Below are 25,729 nucleotides of genomic sequence, written 5' to 3'. Positions count from 1 at the left end.
ACATGCATCAACATTCTGAAAACTGTGATTGTCACACCGCCAATTCTCAAACCAAACAAAAACAACTGGCGATCGCCCTGCTGCTTGTCGGCAGTTTTGCGGGTGTAGAGTTAGCCGTTGGGCATTCAAGCCACAGTTTGGCGCTGGTTGCAGAATCGGGACACCTCGTTTCAGACTGTTTTGCGCTGCTGCTGGCGCTGTTGGCGACTCGGATTGCTCAGTCTCCGCCCAAATGGGGTTGGCTCGGAGAAGGTGAAATTTCTCTCGTTGAAGATCGCTCGATCGAGACTTGGGCCGCGTTGATCAATGGCATCGGTTTGGTCGTCGTCGCTCTGCTGATCGGTTGGGAGTCTCTTAATCGGTTACAAATTCCCTCAGTCGAGATTGCGAGTCAGCCGATGTTGATCACCGCGATCGTCGGACTGGTTGTCAACGGATTCAACATTGCACTTCTACATCAAGGCAGTGACCACGATTTGAATCTGCGGGCCGCTTTTCTACATGTCGTAGCGGATGCGCTGGGGGCGATCGGAGTCATCTTGGCGGCGATCGCGGTAACGCTGTGGCACTGGAACTGGGCGGATGGGGCAATTAGTTTAGCGATCGCGTTCCTAATTTTGCTGTCTGCCATTCCGCTGATCACCCAAAGCTGGAAACTGCTGCAACAAGCTTCTATGAGATTGAAACTGTAAGTTGAAACTGTAAACAGACGTAAATTCGATGGAGTTTTTCCGCTCCGTTATTCAGCACTTCAGCCCCCCAACCCCCCAATTCTGGGGGACTTTTGGACAAGATCTCTCGTTCAAAGTCCCCCAGAATTGGGGGATTTAGGGGGCTGAAGCCGATTGAAACGAAGTGAGTCACTCTCATCGAACTGACGTTAAACAGTGGCAACGGAGCGAATTCAAATCAATCACCTCCGCTGCCAGCTTCATTAAATTCCTATGCCGCCGGGACAGTCGGGAGGTCTGCGTTTTGCTCTAAGTTGCTCATGTTGTTCACATCCACCTTTCCTGTTGTCAAAAAGCGGAAGGTTTCTTGATAGAGACTCTGCCAAAAACGGTTGCTCATATTCTGACTCACCTCAGTTGGGTCAACCATTGGGTGCGGCACCAAGGCATCGGGTGGGTAGAGATAGAAGGCATTGCCATTGTCTTCACCGCCGATTTTTTGATAGAAATCCTTGTTGGTGTCAATGTCAGCAGCATCTTCGTTCTCAGTTAGCACCAGAAAGGTTGGAACATTTTGCAGCGACCCCTCGCGGGTACCTCGAAGAGCGCGCACACTCTGATGACTCAAAACCACACTGCTGCCAAAGCGATCGGCTGCTGTCAGCGCTCCCACCGGAAAGCGCAAATTAGCGTCCCAGCCTGATTCACTGATATCCAACGGCCCAGCTAGATTGATGTACTGTCTGCGTTCTTCGCCGTAAATTTTGAGCAACGGGGCGTAGGCAACGGTCTGCTTGATGCGATCGGGGCGAGAAGCAGCCAACCCTAATGCGACGGCCCCCCCAACTGATAAACCGACCGTGTAAACATTCCCTGGCATTGCGTCCAATTCGGTCAATCGTGCCTGTGCGTCTGTCAAATATCGACGATGAGAAGACACATAATATTTGTCAAAGTCGGGATCATCGGGCAGCGCGATCGACTGCATAATATCCATCAAATTTGGCTCTAGCAGCAACAATCGAGCCATCAACGCCATCTGCTGCAATTTATTGGGGCGCGTAAAACTGCTGGAATTGTTGGCGATGTTATCAAAATATTTCTTGAGAACGGGATCTTGCTGAACCTTTTGCTTAAGAGGGACGGCGTACTCTGGCTTGAGATCGACCTGACACCAGTTGCGATCGGGATTAATTAACGGATGTCCCGCGATCGAGGGTTGGTAGACATTGAAGCCATTTTTGAAGAGATAATCCGCCAGTCGCCACATCTGATGAGGTTTTGCGCTGAAGCCGTGAAAAATCATCACCGTCCCGCGAATCGGTTTTCCTGGCTCGTGAAGTAGATAGTAAGGATAAGCACCCACTCGGCGATCGGGGTTGGCATCAAGGCTCTGAACGTAGCGGTCGATCGCTTGCTTAGTCTTGGCAATCTGGTCTGCGTTGGGGGCAATGGATTGAGATGTCATAGTAATCAGTTGGATAATTTAGAAAGATGACCCTGGCTGCTTGAGAAACTCAACTTCTTGGGGAGTTGAAGGGCGATCGAGAATCTGATTGCGGTGAGGAAATCGCCCAAAACGCTCAATCACATCTCGATGACGAATCGCATAATCATAGGTATCTCGCAATACTGGATCATCAACAAATTGGTGAAATAGAGACACAGACTGATGTTGATGCTCTAGATCTTCGCTGTGTTCGAGGGGCATGTACAGGAAAAATCGCTGAACTGGGGGAAGTGCTTGGTCAAATCCTTGCGAGAGGGCCGTCTGCGTAACAGATAACGCTTTGGCATCGGTTGCAAAAGATTTTGGCTGACCTCGAAACAGATTGCGCGGAACCTGATCCAATAATAAAACCAGCGCTAAACAGCCTTGGGGCGACTCTAACCAGGTGTCAAGTTGACCCTGAGCGGCTTGCTCGTAAGTTGATTGGAACGGTTTCACCTGCTCATCAAACTCCGGATTTTTGATGAACCATTCTTTCCGATAGTTAAATTGCCCATCCTCAGCAATCTCACCGAACCAGAAGTTTAGAATTGCTTCAATCTGAGACATCGTTAGAGACATCAAACACTACTTCACCATTTTCGGAAAAAATAATAGAAATGCCGTCTAAACAATCAATTCTTAATCAAACTGTTTCGAGAAATGAAATGAATTGAATAGGCTTGGAAATAAAAAATTATCCCTACGATCGCCGGAAGCTTTGACAGAGAATTAGCCAAAAATAGCGTCGATCGCAGGGATGCAATTGTATTTGATTGTACAGTCAGCGTTAGGACATGCCCTGGATGATGAAGTCGAAGTAGGGAGCCGCTTCTGCTGCATCTTCAGTACTCAGGAGGGCCGTCGAGGCTTCTTTGAGACAGCGAATTGCCTCTGCCATCCCCGGAACTGGGACACCCAGCGCGTTGTACATTTCGCGTGCGCCGATCAAACCGATTTTCTCGATCGGACTGGTTTCGCCTGCTAACACTCCATAGGTCACAAGGCGCAGATACCAGCCATAGTCACGCAGACAGAGGGCACGTTCGCGATTGCCGTAGGCATTACCACCGGGGGCGATAAAGTCGGGGCGCTTTTTCCACAACTTTTTGCTGGCTTCTTCAACGATCTTCTTTTCGTTGCTCGACAGGGTGGCGGCGATGCGAGTGCGCTGCTCTCCAGTCAGAAAAAATTCTCTTATACCTTTTAACTCGCCGCTCGTTGGATAACGAAGTTCGTCGTCGGCTTGCAGAATGACTTGGCTAACTACGCTCATATTTTATTGCGGGATCTCAGAATTCATTCTGTAGTGTAACGAGTTTGGGGGCCGTAAAGAAAGAGTAATTTCTGAATAGACTTGGACAAAACGTTACATTCGACCTGAAATCAAATCTAGCCTTTGGGGATCAGTTGAAAGAATGCATCAAAGTTCTGGATTGCCTCACCATAGTTGCGAACGGCCAGCTTATAGTCTGCGTTTTCTGCTGCTCGATCGATCGCTACCAGGTTATCAAACACGTCTTTAGCAACCGTTCGCGCTGGCTTTTGGGCATCGGGCAGCAAGTCACGCACTACGGCACTCATTTTGACGCGCAGTTCGCCGAGCGGGCCGTGAATGAAGTTGCGAACAAATGTCCAATCCTCTTTCTGAATCAGCGCTTGTAGCTCCGACATGCGATCGCGCATTGTAGCCACGTCACTCGCATAGGTTTGAATTTCTGCAATCTGTTCGGGAGTGTAGGTCGGAGTCTTGGTTTTGGTTTTTGCCCATGCAGGACTACTCAACCCAATCAAAAAGACTGCCGCGATCGCCAAAACTGAAGCCAAGAGAGACCGATATTTCGCCATAACATTCAACTTGATCACTAATCGATAAACCTGTCCGTGTAAAGAAGTGTATCTCAAAACGGACATCGGATTGAGACAAACTCCAGATCGCTACGCTCCTCTTAAATTCGAGTTAAAGTATGGCTGTATAGCGCGTTCAAGACTATGGTTCTCTCCTTTAAGCAACTGGCGATCGGCTCCTCTTTGTTGGCAATTGGAGGGGGGGCAGCCCTGATCGGAACGCATTATTTGAGCGATCGCGCGGGTCAAAATTTACCATCTGCTCTACGAGCGATCTCGGCTCCGCCCAGCAAGATTACGCTCTCGGCTGACGGCACCAATAATTCAAACTTTATTGCGGCGGCGGTGGAGAAAGTCGGCCCGGCAGTTGTGAGGATTGATTCGGCTCGGCGGGTTAGTAGTCAAGTCCCCGAAGCGTTTCGCAATCCGATCTTTAAGCGGTTTTTTGGTGATCAGCTTCCTGCGCCCGAAGATCGAGTCGAGCGGGGAACCGGATCGGGATTCATTCTTACCAATGATGGTCGTCTGATTACCAATGCCCATGTGGTGGCTGGCTCAGACACGGTTGAAGTGCGGCTCAAGGATGGGCGATCGTTTGAGGGGCGTGTGGTAGGCGTTGACCCTGTGACGGATCTGGCGGCGGTCAAAATTGATGCAACCAGCCTACCGACGGTGATTTTGGGCAAATCTTCGACGCTGATTCCGGGGCAGTGGGCAATCGCCATTGGTAATCCGCTTGGACTCGACAACACGGTAACAGCGGGCATTATTAGCGCAACCGATCGCTCTAGTTCTCAGGTCGGCGTTCCAGATAAGCGAGTCAATTTTATTCAAACAGACGCAGCGATTAATCCAGGCAATTCGGGTGGCCCGTTATTGAACGATCGCGGGGAAGTCATCGGGATCAATACGGCGATTCGGGCGGATGCTCAGGGGTTAGGGTTTGCAATTCCGGTTGAAACTGCCAGACGAGTCGTTGAGCAGCTATTTACCAAAGGGCGCGTCGAGCATCCCTATTTGGGCATTCAAATGGTGGATTTGACTCCGACCATTCGCGAAGAGTACAACCGTGACAAAGAGGCTGATGTAAAGGTCAATCAAGATCAGGGCGTTCTAATTGCACGAGTTTTGGAAGGCTCCCCGGCGGCGCAGGGTGGACTCAAGCAGGGAGATGTGATTCAAAAAATCAATGGAGCGTCTGTCAAAACGGCTTCTGATGTCCAGGCGCAGGTTGAAAGCAGCACGATCGGGACTCCTCTCGACGTGGAGGTAATTCGCAACAGTCAGAGCCAAACCTTCAAAGTGCGGCCGGGTGCTTTTCCTGCCAATCAGCAGAATTGAGGCTGCACACTAAGAGGAAGAATCCATCACGCTTTCTTCTAACGCCATCCGCTGCTCCATCTGACTGAGAAAATAGCCCGTCAGCATGGCAGACCCCAAAAGGTTCGCAAGATTTTCGCGATCGGTCGTAATCTTTACCCCAAATCCTTCGGAGGGCAAAACTCCAACCAGTCCTTGTACATTGTGAGAAATCACCTGCTTGACTTGAGGACTAACCGAGCGAGCAATCCGTTCTAAGACTTCGGGAGGCTGCTCTTGCAGGTAAGTCAGTAGCGCATTGATTTCATCTGATTCTTCATCGGTACGGAGAAATTTAGCACGATCGGAGTTAAAGGCCATGTGGTTTTGCAAATACCAATTCCCCTATTCTGGCACCAGATCCTAAAAGGGTGAACGCTCAAAATGAAAGGATAAAAATTCCCCATCCCACTTCATTCATCCTTCATCCCTTATCCCTCATCCCTCATCCCTCATCCCTCATCCCTCATCCCTTCTTCTGCCTTCGCTTCCTGCTCCTCTATTTTTTTCAACTCTTGAGGTAATTGATTGAGTTGGAAGTATTGATGAAACTTGTCTGTCACCTGCACCCAGGACGATCGCCCATCTGACTGTTTTCGCTTTCGCACAAATCCCTGCTGAACTAGCTCCTGAACATGCTGATAGGCACCTGATCCCCGAAGTTCGACCAGTTCGGTTTGCGAGATCGGGCCCCTGAGCGCGATCGCTGCCAACGTTCTCAGCGCCCCCACCCCTAAATCTGCTGGGATCAAGATATGTACCAAGTTTTGAAAGGATTCTCTTAGCTGTAAGCTGTATCCCTTGGGCGTTTCGATCACTTCTAAAGCGCTGTCTCGGTGAGCATAGTCTGACATCAACTCCAGCAGTCCTTCTTCGGCGGAGCGGCGATCGCACCCGGCAAATTCAGACAACTCAGCGATCGACACAGGCTGGGCTTTGAGGTAGAGAATGGCTTCGATCGTGCTGGCAAGACGAGACATGGGGAAAGGGATAAGGGATGAAATTCGGAGACAATTTTAGCTTGCAGAGGTCGAGAGAACCGCAGATGGAGAAAGAATTTCGGCGGCTCCTGAACCCTCAAATTTTGGAATTGTCTTACCAGTGGAGCGTCTATGAATTGTTCTATGAATTGTTACATTAGAACTGACAGAGTATTGTTGAGTAGCAAGCTTTGAGCGATCCCTTTGAGAGGTAGATTTGATGAACGATTCTCCAATTTCTGAGACGATCGAGTCCCCGACTCCTTCCCCAAAAGATGCCAAACAGCCCAGCTATGTCAAGTTAGCAATGCGAAATATGGTACGCAAGCGGGGCACTTCAATTTATCACTTTGCTCTGACCACTATTGGACTCCTCAGCGTCTTAGTGGGTCTAGCCTACCTCACTCGATAATTCAGGAATCTCCCTTGTCATGCTGGTAGAACTCAATGTGCAGGATTGCTTTGATGGCGAAGCTTTAGCCCCAGGCGAACCGCCCGTCTCCTTAGAAACTTGGGAAATTTGGTTTGGTCGTTGGCTCAAATTGCTTGACCCCAAATGTGAGGATGGCTTACCGCTTCAAGCTGATGAGCATTATGAGTTGAGTTTGCGCCTAACGGACGATCAGGAGATTCAGACTCTAAATCACCAATATCGACAGAAAAATCAGCCGACAGACGTGTTAGCCTTTGCTGCGTTAGAGGTAGACTATCCACAGTTTCTTGACGAACTTGAGGATTCACCACTCTATTTGGGCGACCTTGTGATCTCGATCGAGACGGCCGCTCAACAAGCCACCCAACAAAAACACTCCCTTCAAGTCGAACTTGCTTGGTTGGCTGCCCACGGTTTGCTCCATCTCCTGGGATGGGATCATCCCGATGATGAGAGTTTGAGCCGAATGTTAGAACAGCAGCGTGTCTTACTTCAAGCCGTTGGTTTAGTCACTCAGGTCTAGTCACTCAGATAGCGTGACAGTTTACGCTGACTTGCGGATAGTGTGATTTCTGTCTTTAAGTCTAATGTCTTCTTTATGAATAACTTGGCTAGAAAGCCTTTTGGCATTTATTATCGCAAATGCTTCTGTTTACCTCTCCCGATCGGTAGCCTGCCTTATGTCTTCAGACCTTCCCAACCCGTCTTCTAAGCGTCCAACTAATGTAGTTCCTCTCAAGCCCAATCGCGACTTGGCGTGGCAGGTGGCTCCTAGTTTGTGGACAAGCTTTAAATATGCCTGGATGGGTGTTAGCTATGCGTTCCAGACTCAGCGCAACTTTCGGATTCATGTAATTGTGGGCGGTGTCGCGATCGGGCTAGGTGTCTTTTTGCATCTGAGCGTGGTGGAGTTGGCGGTGATCGGGCTGACGATCGGGGCCGTTTTGGCGATGGAGTTGTTGAATACGGCGATCGAGTCGGTGGTGGATTTGACGGTCAAGCAGTCCTATCATGATCTGGCCAAAATTGCGAAGGACTGTGCGGCGGCGGCGGTGTTGGTGTCTTCGATCGCGGCGCTTTTGGTAGCGGGTTTCTTGCTGCTGCCCAGATTATTCGCGCTGGTGCAATTGGCTTTACAGTGAGAGTGTCAAAGGTTTGACGATGAGATGTTGCAGGTAACTCAACGGACTGTCCTCACACCTCACACCTTACCCCTCACTGTCTTCAGATGATTCTTGTTATTGATAATTACGACAGCTTTACTTATAACCTGGTGCAATATCTGGGTGAGTTGGGGGCTGAGTTTCCGGTTGCGGCGGAGATTCAGGTTTATCGCAATGATCAGATCACGTTGGAGCAGGTCAAGCAGTTGCGGCCAGCGGCGATCGTCATTTCTCCTGGGCCGGGCCGTCCTGAGGATGCTGGAATTTCGGTTGAGTTAATTCGTCAATTGGGGGCGACGACTCCGATATTGGGCGTGTGTCTGGGGCATCAGAGCATTGGTCAGGTGTTTGGGGGTCAGATTGTTTCGGCTCCGATTTTGATGCATGGCAAGACTTCTCCGGTGCAGCATACTAACTCAGGCGTTTTTGCTGGACTCGACAATCCAATGACCGCAACTCGGTATCATAGTCTGGTTATCGATCGCCAAACCTGTCCTGAAGTGCTGGAAATCACCGCCTGGGTAGAAGATCAGACAATTATGGGGGTGCGTCATCGTCAATATCCTCACATTCAGGGGGTGCAGTTTCATCCAGAAAGTGTGCTCACGGACGCTGGTAAGCAACTGCTGAGGAACTTTTTGCACGAAATTGGCGATCGAATCTAGCAGTGTGTTGTGGGAGAAGTATGAAACGAAGACAGTTGATTCGCTATGCAGGTGCGGGCTTGCTGGGGGCGATCGGGACGGGTGTGGCATCCAGGTTTGAGTCGGTGCAGGCGCAGACAAATTCGCTTTCGGTACAGTTTTTGGGACATACGAGCTTTTTGCTGACGGGGAGTGGCAAGCGGATTTTGGTAAACCCGTTTCGCAGTCAGGGCTGTACGGCTGGGTATCGCGCTCCCAAGGTTGGTGCTGATCTGGTGATGATTAGTAGTCAGCTTTTGGATGAGGGTGCGGTTGATGTGGTGCCTGGTAATCCTCGGTTGCTGTATGAAGCGGGTGCGTACGATGTCGGTGGGTTGAAGATTCAAGGAATTGGGACGGATCACGATCGCGTCGGTGGCAGACGGTTTGGGCGTAATATTGCCTGGCGATGGAATCAGGGCGGCATCTCGGTTTTGCATCTGGGCGGGATTGCGGCTCCGATTAGTCTCGAACAAAAGATTCTTATGGGAACGCCGGATGTGGTGATGATCCCCGTCGGGGGTGGGCCCAAGGCTTATACGGCTGAGGAAGCGGTGCAAGCACTGAAGGTTTTGAATCCTAAAATAGTGATTCCGACACATTATCGGACTCAAGCCGCTAAAGGACAGTGTGATATCGCGCCTCTAGATGGCTTTTTGACGGCGATGAGTGGGACTCCGGTGCGCCGAGGTGGAGATACGATCGCCCTTCGACGCGCTGACTTGCCCAAAGAAGGAATGGTGATTCAGGTCATGAGTTATCGGTTTTAAACAGCTTTTGGATTGAGTTAGCAACTAATTTGTTGCAGCAGTCGTGCTTCTTGAATCGAGCGGTCACCTTGGAGATTCGTTACTGAATGTTTGGGGTGCGCTGTCGATTGTCTGAGCTGCATCGTTGAATGTTTGAGCTGCATCGTTGAATGTTTGAGCTGCATCGCTGAATGATTGAGGTGCATCGCTGAATGATTGAGGTGCATCGCTGAATGCTTGAGGTGCGTCGCTGAATGATTGAGGTGCGTCGCTGAATGATTGAGGTGCGTCGCTGAATGTTTGGGGTGCGCTGTTGATTGTTTAAGGTGCGTTGCTGAATGTCTGAGGTGCGCTTTTGATGCTCAAAGATTCAAAGTCCAAAGTCTGAAGTCCAAAGTCCAAACTCAGTCAAGAATACCGATAGAATAAAGCCTGTTCTCGATCGCCAAATCCTTTATGTCAGTTAATACGCCCGTCCCCTTTTCTGCTCAAGAGATTGCTGCTGAAGGACTCAAGCCCGAAGAGTATGCAGAAATCGTGAGGCGACTCGATCGTCATCCCAATAAGGCAGAGTTGGGGATGTTTGGGGTGATGTGGTCAGAGCACTGCTGTTATAAAAACTCGCGTCCTTTACTAAAACAGTTTCCGACCGAAGGCGAGAAGATCCTCGTTGGCCCTGGTGAGAATGCGGGTGTGGTGGATCTGGGCGACGGGCTGCAACTGGCTTTTAAGATCGAATCTCACAATCACCCCTCCGCAGTCGAACCGTTTCAAGGCGCAGCGACGGGTGTGGGTGGCATTTTGCGAGACATCTTTACAATGGGGGCGCGTCCGATCGCCCTTCTCAATTCTCTCCGCTTTGGCTCACTGGACGACGCGAAAACTCGGCGCATTTTTACAGGCGTGATTGCCGGAATCAGCCACTACGGAAACTGTGTCGGCGTGCCGACCGTGGGAGGAGAAGTCTATTTTGATCCTGCTTACTCTGGCAATCCGCTGGTCAACGTCATGGCTCTGGGCTTGATGGAGACTGCTGAAATCGTTAAGTCGGGTGCAAAGGGCATCGGCAACCCAGTTCTCTATGTCGGCTCGACAACGGGACGCGACGGGATGGGAGGAGCCAGTTTCGCCAGCGCAGAGTTGAGTGATGAATCAATGGACGATCGCCCCGCCGTGCAAGTGGGTGACCCCTTTCTCGAAAAGTCGCTGATCGAAGCCTGTTTAGAAGCCTTCAAAACGGGTGCAGTGGTGGCGGCTCAAGATATGGGCGCGGCGGGGCTGACCTGTTCGACCTCGGAAATGGCAGCCAAAGGCGGCGTGGGCATCGAATTGGATCTCGACTTGATTCCGGTGCGCGAGACGGGGATGGTTCCTTATGAGTATCTGCTATCTGAATCTCAAGAACGAATGCTGTTTGTGGCTCACAAGGGACGCGAACAGGAACTCATCGATATCTTTGAGCGTTGGGGACTTCACGCCGTGGTTGCCGGAAGCGTGATTGAGGAACCGATCGTTCGCATTTTGTTTCAAGGCTCGATCGCTGCTGAGATTCTCGCTACCGCGCTGTCTGACAACACACCCATTTATCATCGAGACTTATTACCCGAAGCTCCTGACTATGCTCAAAAAGCCTGGGCGTGGTCAGTCGATCGACTTCCTGAATGCAGCGAAAAAGGCATCGCAACGCCTACCGAATTTCTAACCTGGACTCAAGTGCTGCTGAAATTATTGGATGCTCCGACGATCGCCTCAAAGCGTTGGATTTATCGCCAATACGATCATCAAGTTCAAAACAACACCGTTTTGTTACCGGGTGGAGCCGATGCCGCAGTCATTCGAGTTCGCCCCCTTGCCAACCAACACACTTCCTCCCTCTTCCCTCCTCCCTCCTCCCTCACCAAAGGCGTTGCTGCAACCGTTGACTGCAATCCCCGCTACGTCTACCTTCATCCCTACGAAGGCGCAAAAGCGGCCGTTGCTGAAGCGGCTCGAAATCTGAGCTGTGTGGGTGCCGACCCATTGGCTGTGACGGACAATCTCAACTTTGGCAGTCCTGAGAAACCGATCGGCTATTGGCAACTTGCAGAAGCCTGTCGAGGACTCGCAGAAGCCTGTCGAGAATTCTCTACCCCCGTTACAGGCGGAAACGTTTCTCTTTATAACGAAACCTTAGACTCAGACGGCAAACCTGCTCCGATTTATCCGACTCCTGTTGTGGGGATGGTCGGATCGATCCCAGACCTCAAGCGAATTGTGGGACAAGGCTGGCAAACCGAAGGGGATCTGATTTACTTGTTGGGAGTCGGCACCGATACCTCGTCAGAAGCCGTGACATTTGGCGGATCTGAATATCTGGCAACGATTCATACGACGATCGCGGGCATTCCTCCTGTCACTAACTTTGAGCTAGAGCGACAAGTCCAATCTGTCTGTCGTCAGGGAATTCGTCAAGGCTGGGTACGATCGGCGCATGATTGTTCTGAAGGCGGGTTAGCGGTGGCCTTAGCCGAGTCTTGCATCAGTAGTCAGCATGGTGCAGAGGTGTTGCTACCAGAATTTACCTCGCGCCTTGACCATCTTCTCTTTGCAGAAGGCGGCGCACGCATCATTGTGTCAGTATCACCTACTCATCAATCAGATTGGGAAGCCTCACTACAAGGAACCCCCTGGCAAAAAATGGGTCAAGTGGGCCAACCAGATGGGTCATTACGAATCCATTTAGCAAACCAGTTCAGCTTATTGGACGCTACGATCGTAGCGATGACCACTCGCTGGTCAACTGCGATCGAGCGCCGCTTACAGTCCTAACTTCACGCAACTGGAGGATTCTTACTCAAGACAGTCTGCGCTTAAATCAGAACGTAGCGCTGTTGAGAATTTGATTTCTGATGGTTGCCATTGTTTATCCCGGATGTATGAGATTATTAAGTCAACATTAAGCTATTTGAAGCTTTCCCCCTTCACCTGACCATTGGTTAACTCGATCGTCCCTCCCTTTACGCGCTGAGAAAAAATATGCTGCCCGATGATGCTTTTTCTGATAGCTACGCCTCCAAGCAGTTTGAAGATAAGACGATCGACCATCGCCCTGATAAACCAGAAGAAGCCTGCGGCGTATTTGGCGTCTACGCTCCGGGTGAAAATGTCGCAAAACTCGCTTACTTTGGGCTGTTTGCTTTGCAGCATCGCGGACAAGAATCAGCAGGCATCGCCACCTTTGAGGGAGAGAAAGTCCACTTGCATAAAGAGATGGGCTTGGTGTCGCAGGTCTTTAACGAGACAGTTTTGAATACGCTGCCAGGAGATCTGGCGATCGGTCACACCCGCTATTCCACCACTGGCTCCAGTCGCGTCGTCAACGCTCAACCTGCCGTTGTGCAGACTCGTTTGGGTAAGTTAGCGCTCGCCCATAATGGAAATTTGGTCAATACTGCCAAGCTGAGAGCAGAATTAATCGAGCAAAATCACGACTTTTTGACTACGACGGATTCAGAAATGATCGCGCTGGCGATCGCCGGAGAAGTCAACGAAGGCAAAGACTGGCTCGAAGCCGCAATTAGTGCCTTCAATCGCTGTCAAGGGGCGTTTAGTCTGACGATCGGCACTCCAATTGGCATGATCGGCACTCGCGACCCCAATGGAATTCGTCCGCTTGTGATTGGTACGCTACCCAGAGAAACGCCTGATACACCCGTTCGATATGTTCTCGCCTCAGAAACCTGCGGACTGGATATCATCGGAGCCGACTACCTGCGCGATGTCGAACCTGGAGAATTGGTCTGGATTACCGATGCCGGGTTAGCCTCCTTTCATTGGGCCCCGCAGCCAGAACGCAAGCTCTGCATTTTTGAGATGATCTACTTCGCCCGTCCCGATAGTGTGATGCACAACGAAAGCCTCTACAGTTACCGAATGCGGATCGGTCATCGCCTTGCAGCAGAATCTTCCGTCGATGCCGACATCGTGATCGCCGTTCCTGATTCTGGAATCCCCGCTGCGATCGGCTACTCTCAAGCTTCTGGGATTCCCTACGCCGAAGGACTGATCAAAAACCGCTATGTAGGTCGCACCTTCATTCAGCCAACCCAAATCATGCGCGAGTCTGGCATCCGCATGAAGCTCAATCCTTTAAAAGATGTGCTTGCAGGCAAACGGGTGGTGATTGTCGATGATTCGATCGTCCGAGGCACTACCAGCCGCAAGATTGTTAAAGCGCTCAGAGATGCAGGCGCGATCGAAGTTCACATGAGAATTTCGTCTCCTCCCGTTACCCATCCTTGCTTTTATGGAATTGACACCGACAGTCAAGATCATTTGATTGCAGCGACGCGATCAGTTGAGGAAATCGCCAAACATATTGAGGTCGATTCTCTGCAATACCTCAGTTGGGAAGGTATGTTGGAGGCGACCCGTGAAGATACTAATCACTTCTGTTCAGCTTGTTTTACAGGTCAGTATCCCGTGACGATTCCCGACCAGGTAAAACGATCAAAACTGCTTTTAGAAAAAGCAACCCCTTAACCGATTTTCAGCTATCTCCTTTCCTTTTGTGCAATCAACCGTTCACCATCTTGAACGCTTGGTTTCACTCATCTTTAATGTGAATTCGAGCGAATCCTTCACGTCGGTTGCAAATTCGAGAACGCCCCTAAATTCCCTATAAATAGAGAACTTTGAGTCGCAAATCATGACCTTAAAGCCTTCCAGAATTAAGGAGTTGTGGGGCAAAATCATAGAAGTGAAAAAAACTTCGTCAAATTTAGCTCACTCGTTCATCGTCTTGTAAGTTGCCACAGCAGACGGCGAGATTCTGTTGAGGTATCGGAAAATCCAGTATTTGAAAATTGTGTCTAGAATGACTGGAAATGTAGCGATAAAGAGGAATATAAAATCGCGACTGGCGGGCAGTCCGAGATGTCTTGCCGTTCCTTCTAACAACACTTCCCAGCCGTGGGGCGAGTGAAATCCGACAAAAACATCAGTGAGTAGAATAATAATAAAAGCTTTGGCACTGTCACTCAAACCGTAGACAATTTCATCAAGAAACGACTTGAGAACTTCGATTTGTCGCTTACCTCTGATGAGAACGATCGCAAAAGCAACCATCGCCAAAATATCAGCAACCCAGTTTTTGACTGCATCGGCGCTTTGAGATGTAAAGCTTTTGGCAATTTCTCCTGCTTTGTCTTTGACTCGAATTTCGATCTGCTCACCCACAAGAGGAGCTTGACCGATCGCTTCACTAACCAGATTCTCAAACCTCAATCTTTCCTCAAATCTTTGAAGTTCACTGACCGCCTCTTCTGCCATTTCAGCATTAATAAAAATATCTCCTTGCTTCTCGACTTTGAATCGCTCGGTAATGGAATTTCCAAACGCAAAGCGATTGGATAACAGAATATTTCTCGTTCCTTGCTGAACCAAAAGTGGCACCAAGATCAAAATCAAAATAAATCTTAAAGTCAGAATCGTTTTGACTTTAGAAGACCGAAAATTTTGAACCATTTCTGCTTCAGATTTGGGGTCAAGATCTCGTCTAAGACGATTCAAAGTTCCCAAGATTGAGCGCGGCAGCAATCCTGTCTTATCAGAAACCGTTTCAAAATCAGCGATCGCATCGGGGCGCGGTGAGTAGCTAGAAGCATCAACAGCATCAAGATTGACGCTAACAGGGCCGTTTGCGGGTTGCACCGAGCCGTTTTGTACCGGAACCAGCGAGGTCGAAGTCAAAGTTGCATAGAGGTCTTCGGGCTGGTATTTTGCCAAAATCTCATCAATAAACTTCAACTTTTCGAGCATCATCGCGGGCTTGTCTCTGGCAGTTGGGATGAGCCGACCTGAGCCATATTCTGAATCGACTGTCCTCAATTGACGAACGGAAGCGTTTGGATTGGTCACATTGAGAGCCGTTCGGCTTTGCTTAAACTCGGTCAATCTAAGACGGACAATCTTAAGATATTTTCTTAAATCAGACTCAAAGTAAGCAAACACGTTGGCAGTCATCGCGCCTACACCTGGCTCAATCTTTTTGCCCTCAAAATGCTCGTCCTCTACAGCTTTGATTTTTAGGGCAGCGTCATAAGCTTGATCGAGGGCACGATCGGGTGTTTCGAGATACCACCGTTCGGCACGATTTATATATCCCTTTAGTCTCGAAAAAATGGAGGTTCTCATAGCTCAAGCTGTTGATTCGGGGCTGTAGTGAGGATTCAACAAGATTGCTGATTTAAGACAAATAACAAAAGCTTACTACTAATTTTTTTGAAGTAAACTTGAATCCGCTGCGACGAGATTAGCCATTTCGGTGAATGCTTTTGCTGTAGGGAGTTTAGATCATTCATCCGATCTTCAAATTAGTCTTTGCGGCAACTCCTCATCTTAAGGCAGCTTCTTATCAAGATCTAGGATAGAAATGGCTTGATTCTCTCTGAATAAACACGGAGGGTAGACCGCCAAAACTAGAGTGCTAAGTATCCTAACAAATTCATCTGAGGCTGGTTTGTGCTTTCAAATTCTATTTGGGTGACGGGGGCGACGCGCAGTGGCAAGACAACTCGCCTGGTCAATCAGTTTTGCGAATGGGTGCTGCCTGCCCTCAAAGGAACCTCACAAACTGCGGTGAATGTGCTGGTGCTGTCTGCGATCGGGGATACTCGCCTGGATCTGGTCGATCGTCTGACGGCTGCGACTCAGGGCAACTGTCCGTTTAGAGCAACCACGCCGCTAGGATTTTTTGAAGATGAAGTAATGCTGTTTTGGTCGCTGCTGATTCAAACTTTGGGGCTAAAGGCGCAGTTTCCGGTTCGGTTGCGCCCTGAAAATGAGCAAGAATTGGCGACGCGACTTTGGAGAGCAGAACTGGATGAAGGGGTCGCTCAGTCTGGCCTTCGAGAAGCTCGACTCGTGCGGAGAGTTTTGGATTTGATGCAGTTAGCCTCACTGAGTGGCATTACAGTTGAAGAGATTCCCACGCTTTTAGAGCAAGGTCTGCCCCGACTGAATGAACAGATGAGCGAACTGCCGCTGTCGCCTCAAACTGTGGGTGATATGCTGCAACGCTGGCGAACCTGGTGTCTGCGACGAGGATTGTTAACTTACAGCCTTATTGCTGAGTTGTATTGGCGCTATTTGCTGATCGATCGCACGTATCAAAATCATCTGGCTCAACGCTATCAGGCCGTTCTCGCGGATGATGTAGATGAATATCCCGCGATCGTGCGTCCCCTGTTTGAATTTCTCTTGGCAAATGGGGCGGCTGGTGCGTTCTCGTTTAATCCTGATGGGGCGGTGCGACTGGGACTGGGTGCCGACCCAAATTATCTGAAAGGGTTGAGCGATTGCTGTCAGCTAGAAGTTTTGGAAAGCCGTCCGGTCACTTGTCTGGCGGATACCCTGGGTGAACCTGTTCTAGAATTGGCGACCGATCCGATTTTCTTTGCCAGCCTGCCAGACTCAATGCAGACTGTTCAGACGACAACTCAAGCAGAACTGCTGCGGCAAACCGGAACGATGATCATCGAAGCAGTGCAGTCTGGACAAATCGAACCCCAAGAGATTGCCCTGATTGGGCCGGGGATTGATGCCATCTCTCGATATGCGCTGGCTGGCATTCTCACCCGTCGAGGCATTCCCGTCGAGTCGTTGAATGATCAGCGTCCCTTGGCAAGCAGTCCGATTATCCGATCGCTCCTCACTCTTTTAGCGCTCATTTATCCAGGGTTGGGGAGATTGGTGGACAGAGACACGATCGCTGAAATGCTCGTTGTTCTTAGCCATCGATCGCCCGCAGTCCGGGAACCAGAGGAGTCAGCCGCAGCCGCCAATTCATCAGTTACCTATGCGATTGATCCGGTTCGGGCGGGACTTTTGGCTGACCACTGTTTTGAGACTCATCCCGATCGGCCTCGTCTTTTGGCGGCGAATACTTTTCCACGCTGGGAGCGATTGGGATATCAGGCAACTCACGCCTATGAGGAGATTGTTAAATGGATGGAGGGACAGCGATCGCAGCTAGAACAACGTCTGGTTTCGAGTCCGGTCGTGCTGCTTGATCGGGCGATTCAAAAATTCTTTTTGGGCGGAAGTCATTTGCCGTTTGACCAGCTTGCTGCTTTAAGAGAATTGATCGAGACGGCTCAACACTATTGGGAAGTCGATAATCGACTGCGACAGAGCGATCGCACCGATGCGCCGCCTTCAATGACGGTGAGCCGCTTTATCCAACTGCTCAGACAAGGGACGGTGACGGCAAATCCTTTTCCAGTGAGATCGATCGGGCCCGCCAGTCATGCAGTTACCTTGGCGACGGTGTTTCAGTACCGATCGAGTCGGCGATCGCATCGCTGGCAGTTTTGGCTAGATGCAGGGTCTAGCCGCTGGTTGAGTGGGGTTGATTCGCTGTTTGGCGCTCCGTTGTTTTTGCAAGATTGGTCTGGGCGAGCCTGGACGATCGACGACACGCAAACGGCTAACGAGCAGCGTCTTCGCCGAATTCTTCTCGATCTGCTGGGTCGGTCTGAAGAGCGGGTTTTTCTCTGCTACAGCGATCTGGCCATCAACGGGCAAGAACAGACAGGTATTCTGACTTCTCTAGTGAATGCGGCTATTCCTATCAGTTTGGAGCCTCTGCCTGTCTAGCCGACCTGACAGCAAGTTGGGAAACGGCGGCCAACACATCAAACTCAATCTCACGTGGGTAGATCAGCCAAACTCGTTGAAGAGGCTTTGTCAGCGTCTGGACAAGGGGCGAAAGTTCACTAATTTCTTGCAGCCCTGTTAAGGTCTGAAGCTTGATGCCTCGCTGATAAAGCGTATAGCCACGACTCACAGCCACCCGCAAACCTGAATAGAATTGAGCGTCAAAGCCTGCTTCTGTCAGTCTGTAGTGAACTTTTTGCAGCAGAACGGCGCGATCGTCTTCTCTCAAATGCGACACATCCAGCGCTTTCAATAAGTCTCGATCGAGAAATCGCCGACACAGATCTGCAAGAACCGAATCAGTTTCTCGCTGCCAACGCTGCAAATGATAAATAAACACGCCATCATCGGCTGAAAGGTATCGATCGAGCGGCATCTGATCGCAATTTCCACTCATCCAGGCGGTCACCGTTTCATCGGCAGTTAGTTGCTTTGATTGCAATAATGCTTGAGCGCGAGAAAATGCCTGTTCTAAAACCCACGTTGCGGCAATATTCTTGTGATGGTTGTAAATCTGAGCATACATAAAATAGCGAACGATTAGGTAGTGCTCGATTGCCGCCATTCCCTTTTGCGCCACCACAAGCTGCTGAGTCACCGGATCGTAGCGGAGCGCCATGAGAATGCGATCGAGGTCAATCTTGCCGTAAGACGCGCCTGTAAAGTAGCTGTCTCGCATTAGATAGTCGAGGCGATCGCAGTCCAACTGACTTGATACCAATTGTGAAACCAGCGGCACTGGATACTTTTTTAAGTAAACCTGTTCGATCTGATCGATGAGCGCTGGGTGAAACTGATCCAAAAGGTTACGAATTGGTTCAGATTCTCTCAAAATTCGTCTTGTCCAAAGTTCGTGATCGCTACCAAACACTTCTTCTGCGGTGTGGCTAAATGGCCCGTGACCGATGTCGTGTAATAGCGCCGCACAAAGGACGATCGACCGGTGAACCTGTAGCTGTGGATAGGATTTGGCGAGACGATCGAACGCCCGACGCGCCACGGCCATCACCCCTAACGAATGCGTAAACCGCGACCCTTCTGCTCCGTGAAACGTCAAACTCGCCGGCCCCAACTGCCTCACTCGCCGCAACCTCTGAAACGCAGGCGTATCAATGAGTTTAATTAACAAAGCTTCGGTTAGATCACTGCTACTAAGGGCGATCGCACCGTGTAACGGATCGTGATAAATTCGTTCAGCGTTGGGCAACAAGGGAAAAACGCAAATTAGGGACTATCTATCAAGCAGCATCCGCAAAAAGTGAATTAGACGTGATTGCTTCGACTGCCGCTTCGTATTGACGATCGCCAGAGGCACCAAACTTATCTAATGTGATTGGCTCAAGCGGAACGACTCGATCGGGCGAAATCCCCACCTTATTAATATCCGTGTGGCTGGGAGTCTCATATTTAGCGACCGTGACTGCCAAACCCGACCCATCTGATAAATCAAACAGCGATTGAATCAAGCCTTTGCCAAACGTTTTTTCGCCCAAGATGACTGCACGGCCGTTATCTTTTAAGGCTCCTGCCAAAATCTCACTGGCACTGGCCGTTCCCTGATTCACCAAAACGACAAGCGGGTCACGGGTTAAAGATTCTCCCATCGCCTCATAGCTGCCGATCGTGCCTTGACGGTTGACAGTGTAGACAATCGTGCCTTCATCGATCCACAGCCGCGCCACCTCAATGCCAGCTTGTAGCAATCCACCAGGGTTATTTCGTAAATCGAGAATATATGAATCGGCTCCCTGCTTTTCGAGACGAGCGATCGCGTGAGCCACTTCCACTGTAGCGTTGGCGTTAAACTGTCCCAACCTCACGTAGCCAATCTTTTTGCCGTCTGATTGAGGACGCAACTCAGCGTAAACGGGATTCAGGGCAATGCGATCGCGCACCAGTTCAATATCTTTGGACGCTTCGCCTTCTCGTTCGATCGTCAATGTGACATGACTCCCGATCGTGCCTCGCATCCGTTCCGCCGCGTCATCTAGCGTCAGTCCTTCAGTCGTTATGCCGTCAATCATTAGAATGCTGTCCGCAGGTCGAATTCCCGACTTGGCAGCAGGCGAACCCTCAACTGGAGCAATTACCCGCAATCGCTTCGTCTCTGGATCGAGTGCAATCTGCAAGCCTACCCCCGTCAACTCGCCCGACGTACTGGTCTGCAAGCTGCGATACTGATCAGGCTTGAGCAGCCGAGTAAAGGGATCATCCAACCCCGCCAACATCTGCTGAATCGCCGTGTATGCCGCTTCTCGATTGGGCAAAGGCTGCTTCAAATACTTTTCTCGAATCGCCCACCAATTTTGATGGTTAAAGCTGGAATCAACGTAGGAGCGATCGACAATTCGCCAAACTTCGTTGACCAACCGCTGCTCTTCACTCAGAGCTTGGGCCATTGGAGCAAAGCTGCTAAAGGCGATCGCAAACAACAAACTAAATACGAGCAGTAAGCGAATCCAAGAAAATCGTTTTCCCATAGCGATCGATACTAACCGTAAATGCCCTTAAATTTCTACTCTGCCCTCAGAATTAAGACCAACTAACAGAAGGACAAAAGACTGAATTCCTTACAGGGTAACTGTTCTAACCAAAAGCTAGCACTTTCAGCCCGTCTCATGTCTAGCGTCGAACGTCTAAAGTCCGAACCACTTGGAAGAGCAACTAACAAAAGCGCTAAAAACGCAACTTTTCTTTACAAATAGTTAAAAAGCCTTAACCCTCGAAAAAGGTTAACCAAAACCACTCAAACTTTGGCTAATAAACGTTTTCCAGACTGTAATCAGGCTTAAGGCTGTGTTACATTTTTTATGAACAGCAATCATTTTTAGGAACGCTTGCTTTATGGCAAATGTGTACGACTGGTTCGATGAGCGCCTCGAAATTCAGGCCCTCGCGGAAGACGTAACCAGCAAGTACGTGCCGCCTCATGTCAATATCTTCTACTGCTTGGGTGGAATCACGTTAACTTGCTTTTTGATCCAGTTTGCAACTGGGTTCGCGATGACCTTCTATTACAAACCAACTGTTACCGAAGCGTTTGAGTCGGTGCAGTACATCATGAACGATGTCAACTTTGGCTGGTTGATTCGCTCTGTTCACCGTTGGTCTGCCAGCATGATGGTGCTGATGATGATTTTGCACACCTTCCGGGTTTACCTGACAGGTGGTTTCAAAAAGCCCCGCGAATTGACCTGGGTGACGGGTGTCATTCTGGCTGTGATTACCGTTTCCTTTGGGGTAACGGGCTACTCGCTGCCTTGGGATCAAGTGGGCTACTGGGCAGTCAAAATTGTGTCTGGCGTACCTGAAGCAATCCCCGTAGTGGGCACGCTGATTGCTGACTTGCTGCGTGGGGGTGCAAGTGTGGGTCAATCCACGCTGACTCGCTACTACAGCGCTCACACCTTCGTTCTTCCCTGGCTGATTGCTGTGTTTATGCTGGCGCATTTCTTAATGATCCGCAAACAAGGCATTTCTGGCCCTCTGTAAGGACTTTAGATTTTAGATTAGAGGAGTAGAGCTAATCTAAGATCTAAGGCTGCCTGCCTTCCCCTTCCTGCGATTTCCATCTATAAGGAGAGCCTTTTTCGACTATGGCAACTGTTAAAAAGCCGGATCTAACTGATCCTCAATTGCGTGCCAAGTTGGCGAAAGGAATGGGTCACAACTATTACGGTGAACCCGCCTGGCCCAACGATTTGCTGTACATCTTCCCGGTGGTGATTTTGGGTTCGATCGCCCTCTGTGTCGGTTTGGCAGTCCTTGACCCCGCTCAAATTGGCGAACCTGCTAACCCCTTTGCTACGCCGCTCGAAATTTTGCCTGAGTGGTATTTGTACCCTGTGTTCAACATTCTGCGGATCGCGCCAAACAAACTGCTGGGTGTTGTGCTGATGGGATCTGTGCCTCTGGGACTGCTGATTGTTCCGTTTATCGAAAATGTGAATAAATTTCAGAACCCTTTCCGTCGCCCTGTTGCGATGGCAGTTTTCCTGTTTGGAACGGCTGTGACGCTCTGGTTAGGAATTGGGGCAACCTTCCCTGTTAGCAAGGCGCTCACCTTGGGCTTATTCTAGGTAATTCTTTGACTTTGCAATTTGGCATCTGTAGTTCTCCAATTTAGTTTGGAGGCTGTCAGGTGCCACTTTTTTATGAGTTTTCAACGATGAAGCGATCGACGTGTTATTGCTCTCTCAAAAAGTGACCTCATTAAAACCAATTGGATAAGCGAGGGCTGTGTCAGCTAGACCCACTGCTAAATGCTCAACACTACAATGAACACAGCGCACAACAACACCATAGAATTCATCAATGACCTACACTGTGATTTACGACGGGCAGTGCAATCTTTGCTCTAACCTTGTGCAACTTCTAGAAACGCTGGATAGAGGCGATCGCTTTCAGTACATTCCCATGCAGGATCAAACAGGGCTGGATCAATTTGGCGTGACCGCTCAAGACTGCGAACAGGGTATGATTTTGATCGATAATGAGAACCGAGATCGCCGCTGGCAAGGTAGCAATGCCGCAGAAGAAATCGGTCGCCTACTTCCTTTTGGCAGCCCGTTTGTGACAGCTTACCAAAGCTTGCCCGGAGTCAAATGGGTGGGCGATCGCGTTTACGAACAAGTTCGCGACAATCGGTACACGCTGTTTGGACGACGATCAGAAACCTATAAAACCGCCTATCCTGCTTGTGACACCGCCTGTGAACAGTACTTTTCGCAATGAATCTTCCTCCGTGGCAAAAAGCCTCTGTCATTGATCACACCCAACGCTTGATTAAAAGCTTTCAACATTGGACAGGCAAACTTTTAGTTGGTCAAGATTCTCCTGAGAAGCAAGCTCAGTCCTTGTTTGAAGCTCCCTTCGCTGTGGTTTCTCACGGGACTGAACCCGATCCAATTTTTAATTACGCAAATGCCCAGGCGCTTCATCTGTGGCAGTTGGATTGGAAGCAGTTTACCCAAATGTCGTCGCGACTGTCAGCCGAACCAGTTGTCCAGGCAGAGCGCGATCGCCTCCTAGCAGAAGCCAAACTCAAAGGCTACATCAACGATTATCGCGGGATTCGGATCACCAGTACTGGACAGCGATTTTGGATTGAGAATGTGACTTTATGGGATGTCTTCGACGAGAACAACCGCTCCTTCGGTCAAGCTGCCACCTTCTCTCACTGGAAGTTCTTACCCTAACGCCTTCTACTTTTATCGGTTGAGTCCCCGACTGGTCTGTGTTTCAAACCTGTCCTGTCGCCAACTGCCTTCGATACGAGCGTTGTTAGCAAAAATGTACACGCCTCGCCCGTGACGCTTGCTCTCTCGAAACTCCCCCTCATAGCGGTTGCCGTTAGGAAAAATACAGACACCGAGACCGTTCATCAAGCCATCTCGAAATTCGCCTTCACACTGCGTCCCATTTGCATAGATAAACACCCCTCTTCCCTGCCGCTTGTTTTCTACAAAAGCCCCTTGATATCGATTACCACTAGGGAAAATACAGGCTCCTAGTCCGGTTAGAAAGTTGTTGCGAAACTCGCCTTCACATCGGGTTCCGTTGCGGTAAGTAAATATACCCTTACCGTGTCTTTGATTGTTTCGGAATTCGCCTTCATAGCGATTGCCGCTTGTAAAAATACAAGTTGCCCGACCGTTTAAAAAGTTGTTGCGAAATTCACCTTTACACTCTGTTCCATCTGTGTAGAAGAAAGTACCCTTCCCGTTTCGTTCACTATTTCGTAATTCTCCCTGGTAGCGGTTTCCACTGGGAAAGACACAGATATGTGACCCACTAAGGGTGCCATCTTTCAGCTTTCCATTACAGTAGCTGCTAGTAGGCTCAGAACTCGCGATCGCCGTCGCTCTCCCAAACGCGTGGTCAGTAGAATTAACGCCGACCGTCACCAAGAGGCTAAGTCCAATTTGACGAAGCCAAACTGATGAGTGAGACGAGATTTTAAGTGGCGAGTTGACGGGGGCTGACTTTACAGATGCCATGACGATCGCGAGTTCAACAAAACTTCAAAAGTGCAATTCCTTGTTCAAGAGTACGGCATCATGATTGCGAACCTCCTAGAGGAAATTCCTGATCTTGACCGTTCGATCCAAGCAAGAGAAGAAAATTTTGTGAGCAAACTGCGCGTTAGTGCTTCATCAAGTCAACTCTCAATTATGTAAAATCCCCCTTAATCGAATACCAGCGCACCATGCTCCCGTTTTTGCCTGTTTTCCCAATCGCTCAGGTTGTCACGCTGCCCCCAAATTCCAGACCGCCTGCTGTCGCTTCTATTCTCCCTCCCCAAGAGACTTTGCCACTCCAAGAAGATCTGCAACCACAAGAAATCCTTCAGAGACAAGAGATTGTTCAACCTCAAGAGATTCGGGCTCTGTCCGGCAAGCTTGACGAGATCCCTGTTTTCAATAGCAATAGTCCAGAAATGGTCATGACTGAAGGGATCTTACTCTCTACGTTTCCGCCTCAAGGCAAACGAGTGCCCTCTGCTCATCTAAACTTTGCTTTTCAAGGGAGATTTGACCTCTTTTCTCACCACATTTCTAAAGCCAGTAATCCTAGCGAGACGCGCAGCCTATTTCAAGGAATTCTTCTTCATAACCCTGGTCTTCAGCCTGTTACCGTTGAGATTCTGCAAGCCGCTACTTATCTGACTCGCCCAGATGCACAATTCATCAATTTGCCACCCTATATCGAAGATCCTCTTGGTACTGTTTACGCCGGCCCTGGTGGGCGAGTTGTCAATGACATTCTTAGGGGACGTAAGCAAGGCAATTGGACACGATCGCTAGTGATCCCTCCGAGACAAAGCCAGATGCTGATGAATTTACCGATTCCGGCCGGATCTGTCACACCCACTTCCAATGGCCGCTCCACTCTAATGCGTTTATCTAGCAGTCATTCCATTTATGTGGCATCTCTGGCTATGTTCGCACCTCGCAATCCAAATGGAACAGAGCGCATTCCGACGCTAGAAGAATGGCAAAACCTTCTCGATACGGGTGGCTTGGCCGGCCCGCGCGATCGTTCTCCCACTCCACCTTCTGAGAAAACTGATCGCATCATCTATGGCCGAGTGGCTGGAGTCGCCCAGGGGTCACAATGGAAAGCAAAACTTACGGATACTCCAAGGAGCGATCGGCTAACGATTCCCCGCAAGGGACGTGCAATTTCTTACGGGTTGAGTACCCTGCCCCAAGGTACTTTTGGTACGGGGCAAGTCCAAAGCGCTCCAATGCTCGTTCGCTATCCTGACACTGCCTACCTTGCAAACGGCAATTACGGGATTCAGTACAATCTGACTTTGCCGCTTCACAATGATACAAAGCAAACTAAAACTGTTGCACTGGTGGTCGAAACTCCCGTCAAACAGGACAAGGGCAGAGATGAACTGCTCTTTTTCACCGCCCCTGAACCTCAAATCTTCTTTCGAGGCACGGTTCGACTTCGTTATGCAGACGATCAAGGAACTCCACAAATCCGATACATCCATCTGGTTCAACGTAGAGGACAACAAGGTGAACCACTGGTGACGCTGACCCTAAAAGGAGGCACTCAACGCTCAGTCGAAGTCGATTTTCTATGTCCTCCTGACGCGACTCCGCCCCAAATTCTTACAATCAAGACGCTAAACAATTAAGGT

25 protein-coding genes are annotated in these 25,729 nt (G+C 49.8%); 15 read left to right on the top strand and 10 right to left on the bottom strand.

Translation table 11 applies throughout. The features are described from left to right. The first annotated feature begins 2 nt into the window (after positions 1 to 2). A complete protein-coding gene (locus ACKFKF_RS14880; RefSeq protein WP_446868389.1) occupies positions 3 to 692 on the top strand; it encodes a cation diffusion facilitator family transporter in 690 nt (229 codons plus the stop codon). 250 nt (positions 693 to 942) lie between these two features. Here the strand turns inward: ACKFKF_RS14880 and ACKFKF_RS14875 are convergent, their stop codons facing one another. The 4 genes from ACKFKF_RS14875 to psbQ all read right to left on the bottom strand — a co-directional run bounded on the left by ACKFKF_RS14875 (position 943) and on the right by psbQ (position 4,074). Continuing rightward, positions 943 to 2,139: an alpha/beta hydrolase gene (locus ACKFKF_RS14875; RefSeq protein WP_446868388.1), complete on the bottom strand. Its 1,197-nt coding sequence runs from the start codon at positions 2,137 to 2,139 to the stop codon at positions 943 to 945. 18 nt (positions 2,140 to 2,157) lie between these two features. Next, entirely contained in the window at positions 2,158 to 2,730 is a 573-nt protein-coding gene (locus tag ACKFKF_RS14870) for a DUF924 family protein (RefSeq protein WP_446868387.1), read from the bottom strand. A 220-nt stretch (positions 2,731 to 2,950) separates the two neighbouring features. Beyond that, complete coding sequence (gene apcD, locus ACKFKF_RS14865; RefSeq protein ID WP_446862163.1) at positions 2,951 to 3,436, bottom strand: allophycocyanin subunit alpha-B; 486 nt, start codon at positions 3,434 to 3,436, stop codon at positions 2,951 to 2,953. Between the two features lie 116 nt (positions 3,437 to 3,552). Further along, positions 3,553 to 4,074 (bottom strand): photosystem II protein PsbQ, encoded by a 522-nt coding sequence (gene psbQ, locus ACKFKF_RS14860; protein WP_446868386.1) that lies wholly within the window; start codon positions 4,072 to 4,074, stop codon positions 3,553 to 3,555. A gap of 78 nt (positions 4,075 to 4,152) precedes the next feature. On the opposite strand from psbQ, the gene ACKFKF_RS14855 reads away from it, so the two are divergent. Next, on the top strand, positions 4,153 to 5,349 hold the full coding sequence (locus ACKFKF_RS14855; RefSeq protein ID WP_446868385.1) for an HhoA/HhoB/HtrA family serine endopeptidase: 1,197 nt from the start codon (positions 4,153 to 4,155) through the stop codon (positions 5,347 to 5,349). Positions 5,350 to 5,358: 9 nt separating this feature from the next. On the opposite strand, the gene ACKFKF_RS14850 is transcribed toward ACKFKF_RS14855, so the two are convergent. Together ACKFKF_RS14850 and scpB are read right to left on the bottom strand one after the other, a co-directional pair. Next, on the bottom strand, positions 5,359 to 5,688 hold the full coding sequence (locus ACKFKF_RS14850; protein ID WP_446868384.1) for a DUF760 domain-containing protein: 330 nt from the start codon (positions 5,686 to 5,688) through the stop codon (positions 5,359 to 5,361). Between the two features lie 131 nt (positions 5,689 to 5,819). Continuing rightward, the gene (scpB, locus tag ACKFKF_RS14845) at positions 5,820 to 6,347 is read right to left on the bottom strand and encodes an SMC-Scp complex subunit ScpB (protein WP_446868383.1); all 528 of its coding nucleotides are present in this window, start codon (positions 6,345 to 6,347) and stop codon (positions 5,820 to 5,822) included. Between the two features lie 220 nt (positions 6,348 to 6,567). Here scpB and ACKFKF_RS14840 point away from each other — a divergent pair, with 220 nt between their 5' ends. From ACKFKF_RS14840 to purF, 7 genes are all read left to right on the top strand, one after another. Further along, complete coding sequence (locus ACKFKF_RS14840; RefSeq protein ID WP_446862158.1) at positions 6,568 to 6,759, top strand: DUF3285 domain-containing protein; 192 nt, start codon at positions 6,568 to 6,570, stop codon at positions 6,757 to 6,759. A 19-nt stretch (positions 6,760 to 6,778) separates the two neighbouring features. Then, positions 6,779 to 7,303, top strand: coding sequence for an rRNA maturation RNase YbeY (gene ybeY / locus ACKFKF_RS14835; protein WP_446868382.1), 525 nt, complete (start codon positions 6,779 to 6,781; stop codon positions 7,301 to 7,303). 157 nt (positions 7,304 to 7,460) lie between these two features. Further along, positions 7,461 to 7,922 carry a diacylglycerol kinase family protein gene (locus ACKFKF_RS14830; protein WP_446862156.1) on the top strand — a complete coding sequence of 154 codons (462 nt, stop codon included), beginning with the start codon at positions 7,461 to 7,463 and terminating at the stop codon, positions 7,920 to 7,922. Between the two features lie 86 nt (positions 7,923 to 8,008). Then, positions 8,009 to 8,608: an anthranilate synthase component II gene (locus ACKFKF_RS14825; protein WP_446862155.1), complete on the top strand. Its 600-nt coding sequence runs from the start codon at positions 8,009 to 8,011 to the stop codon at positions 8,606 to 8,608. A gap of 20 nt (positions 8,609 to 8,628) precedes the next feature. Beyond that, entirely contained in the window at positions 8,629 to 9,396 is a 768-nt protein-coding gene (locus ACKFKF_RS14820; RefSeq protein ID WP_446862154.1) for an MBL fold metallo-hydrolase, read from the top strand. Positions 9,397 to 9,831: 435 nt separating this feature from the next. Beyond that, on the top strand, positions 9,832 to 12,183 hold the full coding sequence (gene purL, locus ACKFKF_RS14815; protein ID WP_446868381.1) for a phosphoribosylformylglycinamidine synthase subunit PurL: 2,352 nt from the start codon (positions 9,832 to 9,834) through the stop codon (positions 12,181 to 12,183). A gap of 207 nt (positions 12,184 to 12,390) precedes the next feature. Then, the gene (gene purF / locus ACKFKF_RS14810) at positions 12,391 to 13,896 is read left to right on the top strand and encodes an amidophosphoribosyltransferase (RefSeq protein WP_446868380.1); all 1,506 of its coding nucleotides are present in this window, start codon (positions 12,391 to 12,393) and stop codon (positions 13,894 to 13,896) included. A 243-nt stretch (positions 13,897 to 14,139) separates the two neighbouring features. On the opposite strand, the gene ACKFKF_RS14805 is transcribed toward purF, so the two are convergent. Beyond that, complete coding sequence (locus ACKFKF_RS14805; RefSeq protein WP_446868379.1) at positions 14,140 to 15,549, bottom strand: proton extrusion protein PcxA; 1,410 nt, start codon at positions 15,547 to 15,549, stop codon at positions 14,140 to 14,142. A 327-nt stretch (positions 15,550 to 15,876) separates the two neighbouring features. Between ACKFKF_RS14805 and ACKFKF_RS14800 the strand changes: the two genes are divergently transcribed. Further along, positions 15,877 to 18,012 (top strand): recombinase family protein, encoded by a 2,136-nt coding sequence (locus ACKFKF_RS14800; protein WP_446868378.1) that lies wholly within the window; start codon positions 15,877 to 15,879, stop codon positions 18,010 to 18,012. Here ACKFKF_RS14800 and ACKFKF_RS14795 read toward each other — a convergent pair. Beyond that, positions 17,987 to 19,282 (bottom strand): HD domain-containing protein, encoded by a 1,296-nt coding sequence (locus ACKFKF_RS14795; protein ID WP_446868377.1) that lies wholly within the window; start codon positions 19,280 to 19,282, stop codon positions 17,987 to 17,989. The genes ACKFKF_RS14800 and ACKFKF_RS14795 overlap by 26 nt on opposite strands. A 28-nt stretch (positions 19,283 to 19,310) precedes the next feature. Continuing rightward, the gene (ctpA, locus tag ACKFKF_RS14790) at positions 19,311 to 20,552 is read right to left on the bottom strand and encodes a carboxyl-terminal processing protease CtpA (protein WP_446868376.1); all 1,242 of its coding nucleotides are present in this window, start codon (positions 20,550 to 20,552) and stop codon (positions 19,311 to 19,313) included. 364 nt (positions 20,553 to 20,916) lie between these two features. Here ctpA and petB point away from each other — a divergent pair, with 364 nt between their 5' ends. The 4 genes from petB to ACKFKF_RS14770 all read left to right on the top strand — a co-directional run bounded on the left by petB (position 20,917) and on the right by ACKFKF_RS14770 (position 23,270). Continuing rightward, positions 20,917 to 21,564 carry a cytochrome b6 gene (gene petB, locus ACKFKF_RS14785; protein ID WP_446862147.1) on the top strand — a complete coding sequence of 216 codons (648 nt, stop codon included), beginning with the start codon at positions 20,917 to 20,919 and terminating at the stop codon, positions 21,562 to 21,564. Positions 21,565 to 21,668: 104 nt separating this feature from the next. Further along, on the top strand, positions 21,669 to 22,151 hold the full coding sequence (petD, locus tag ACKFKF_RS14780) for a cytochrome b6-f complex subunit IV (protein ID WP_446862146.1): 483 nt from the start codon (positions 21,669 to 21,671) through the stop codon (positions 22,149 to 22,151). 235 nt (positions 22,152 to 22,386) lie between these two features. Next, the gene (locus tag ACKFKF_RS14775; protein ID WP_446862145.1) at positions 22,387 to 22,806 is read left to right on the top strand and encodes a thiol-disulfide oxidoreductase DCC family protein; all 420 of its coding nucleotides are present in this window, start codon (positions 22,387 to 22,389) and stop codon (positions 22,804 to 22,806) included. Continuing rightward, positions 22,803 to 23,270, top strand: coding sequence for an MEKHLA domain-containing protein (locus ACKFKF_RS14770; RefSeq protein WP_446868375.1), 468 nt, complete (start codon positions 22,803 to 22,805; stop codon positions 23,268 to 23,270). Before ACKFKF_RS14775 ends, ACKFKF_RS14770 begins: the two co-directional genes overlap by 4 nt. Before the next feature lie 12 nt (positions 23,271 to 23,282). On the opposite strand, the gene ACKFKF_RS14765 is transcribed toward ACKFKF_RS14770, so the two are convergent. Next, the gene (locus tag ACKFKF_RS14765) at positions 23,283 to 24,071 is read right to left on the bottom strand and encodes an MORN repeat-containing protein (RefSeq protein ID WP_446868374.1); all 789 of its coding nucleotides are present in this window, start codon (positions 24,069 to 24,071) and stop codon (positions 23,283 to 23,285) included. A gap of 221 nt (positions 24,072 to 24,292) precedes the next feature. On the opposite strand from ACKFKF_RS14765, the gene ACKFKF_RS14760 reads away from it, so the two are divergent. Next, entirely contained in the window at positions 24,293 to 25,726 is a 1,434-nt protein-coding gene (locus ACKFKF_RS14760; RefSeq protein WP_446868373.1) for a DUF3370 domain-containing protein, read from the top strand. Positions 25,727 to 25,729: the final 3 nt, after the last annotated feature.

The organism is Phormidesmis sp. 146-12 (genome assembly GCF_052939495.1).
Note: the sequence above shows the minus strand (reverse complement) of the source record. Positions and strands in the feature narration are given on the sequence as shown.

Excerpts from the sequence above, each read along its gene's own strand:
- ctpA (WP_446868376.1), bottom strand. The coding sequence starts at position 20,552 with ATGGGAAAACGATTTTCTTGGATTCGCTTACTGCTCGTATTTAGTTTG.
- ACKFKF_RS14775 (WP_446862145.1), top strand. The coding sequence starts at position 22,387 with ATGACCTACACTGTGATTTACGACGGGCAGTGCAATCTTTGCTCTAAC.
- ACKFKF_RS14840 (WP_446862158.1), top strand. The coding sequence starts at position 6,568 with ATGAACGATTCTCCAATTTCTGAGACGATCGAGTCCCCGACTCCTTCC.
- ACKFKF_RS14870 (WP_446868387.1), bottom strand. The coding sequence starts at position 2,730 with ATGTCTCAGATTGAAGCAATTCTAAACTTCTGGTTCGGTGAGATTGCT.
- ACKFKF_RS14830 (WP_446862156.1), top strand. The coding sequence starts at position 7,461 with ATGTCTTCAGACCTTCCCAACCCGTCTTCTAAGCGTCCAACTAATGTA.
- psbQ (WP_446868386.1), bottom strand. The coding sequence starts at position 4,074 with ATGTCCGTTTTGAGATACACTTCTTTACACGGACAGGTTTATCGATTA.
- ACKFKF_RS14850 (WP_446868384.1), bottom strand. The coding sequence starts at position 5,688 with ATGGCCTTTAACTCCGATCGTGCTAAATTTCTCCGTACCGATGAAGAA.
- ACKFKF_RS14770 (WP_446868375.1), top strand. The coding sequence starts at position 22,803 with ATGAATCTTCCTCCGTGGCAAAAAGCCTCTGTCATTGATCACACCCAA.
- ACKFKF_RS14875 (WP_446868388.1), bottom strand. The coding sequence starts at position 2,139 with ATGACATCTCAATCCATTGCCCCCAACGCAGACCAGATTGCCAAGACT.
- purL (WP_446868381.1), top strand. The coding sequence starts at position 9,832 with ATGTCAGTTAATACGCCCGTCCCCTTTTCTGCTCAAGAGATTGCTGCT.
- ybeY (WP_446868382.1), top strand. The coding sequence starts at position 6,779 with ATGCTGGTAGAACTCAATGTGCAGGATTGCTTTGATGGCGAAGCTTTA.
- ACKFKF_RS14825 (WP_446862155.1), top strand. The coding sequence starts at position 8,009 with ATGATTCTTGTTATTGATAATTACGACAGCTTTACTTATAACCTGGTG.
- petB (WP_446862147.1), top strand. The coding sequence starts at position 20,917 with ATGGCAAATGTGTACGACTGGTTCGATGAGCGCCTCGAAATTCAGGCC.
- scpB (WP_446868383.1), bottom strand. The coding sequence starts at position 6,347 with ATGTCTCGTCTTGCCAGCACGATCGAAGCCATTCTCTACCTCAAAGCC.
- apcD (WP_446862163.1), bottom strand. The coding sequence starts at position 3,436 with ATGAGCGTAGTTAGCCAAGTCATTCTGCAAGCCGACGACGAACTTCGT.
- ACKFKF_RS14820 (WP_446862154.1), top strand. The coding sequence starts at position 8,629 with ATGAAACGAAGACAGTTGATTCGCTATGCAGGTGCGGGCTTGCTGGGG.
- ACKFKF_RS14765 (WP_446868374.1), bottom strand. The coding sequence starts at position 24,071 with ATGGCATCTGTAAAGTCAGCCCCCGTCAACTCGCCACTTAAAATCTCG.
- ACKFKF_RS14855 (WP_446868385.1), top strand. The coding sequence starts at position 4,153 with ATGGTTCTCTCCTTTAAGCAACTGGCGATCGGCTCCTCTTTGTTGGCA.
- ACKFKF_RS14880 (WP_446868389.1), top strand. The coding sequence starts at position 3 with ATGCATCAACATTCTGAAAACTGTGATTGTCACACCGCCAATTCTCAA.
- petD (WP_446862146.1), top strand. The coding sequence starts at position 21,669 with ATGGCAACTGTTAAAAAGCCGGATCTAACTGATCCTCAATTGCGTGCC.
- ACKFKF_RS14805 (WP_446868379.1), bottom strand. The coding sequence starts at position 15,549 with ATGAGAACCTCCATTTTTTCGAGACTAAAGGGATATATAAATCGTGCC.
- purF (WP_446868380.1), top strand. The coding sequence starts at position 12,391 with ATGCTGCCCGATGATGCTTTTTCTGATAGCTACGCCTCCAAGCAGTTT.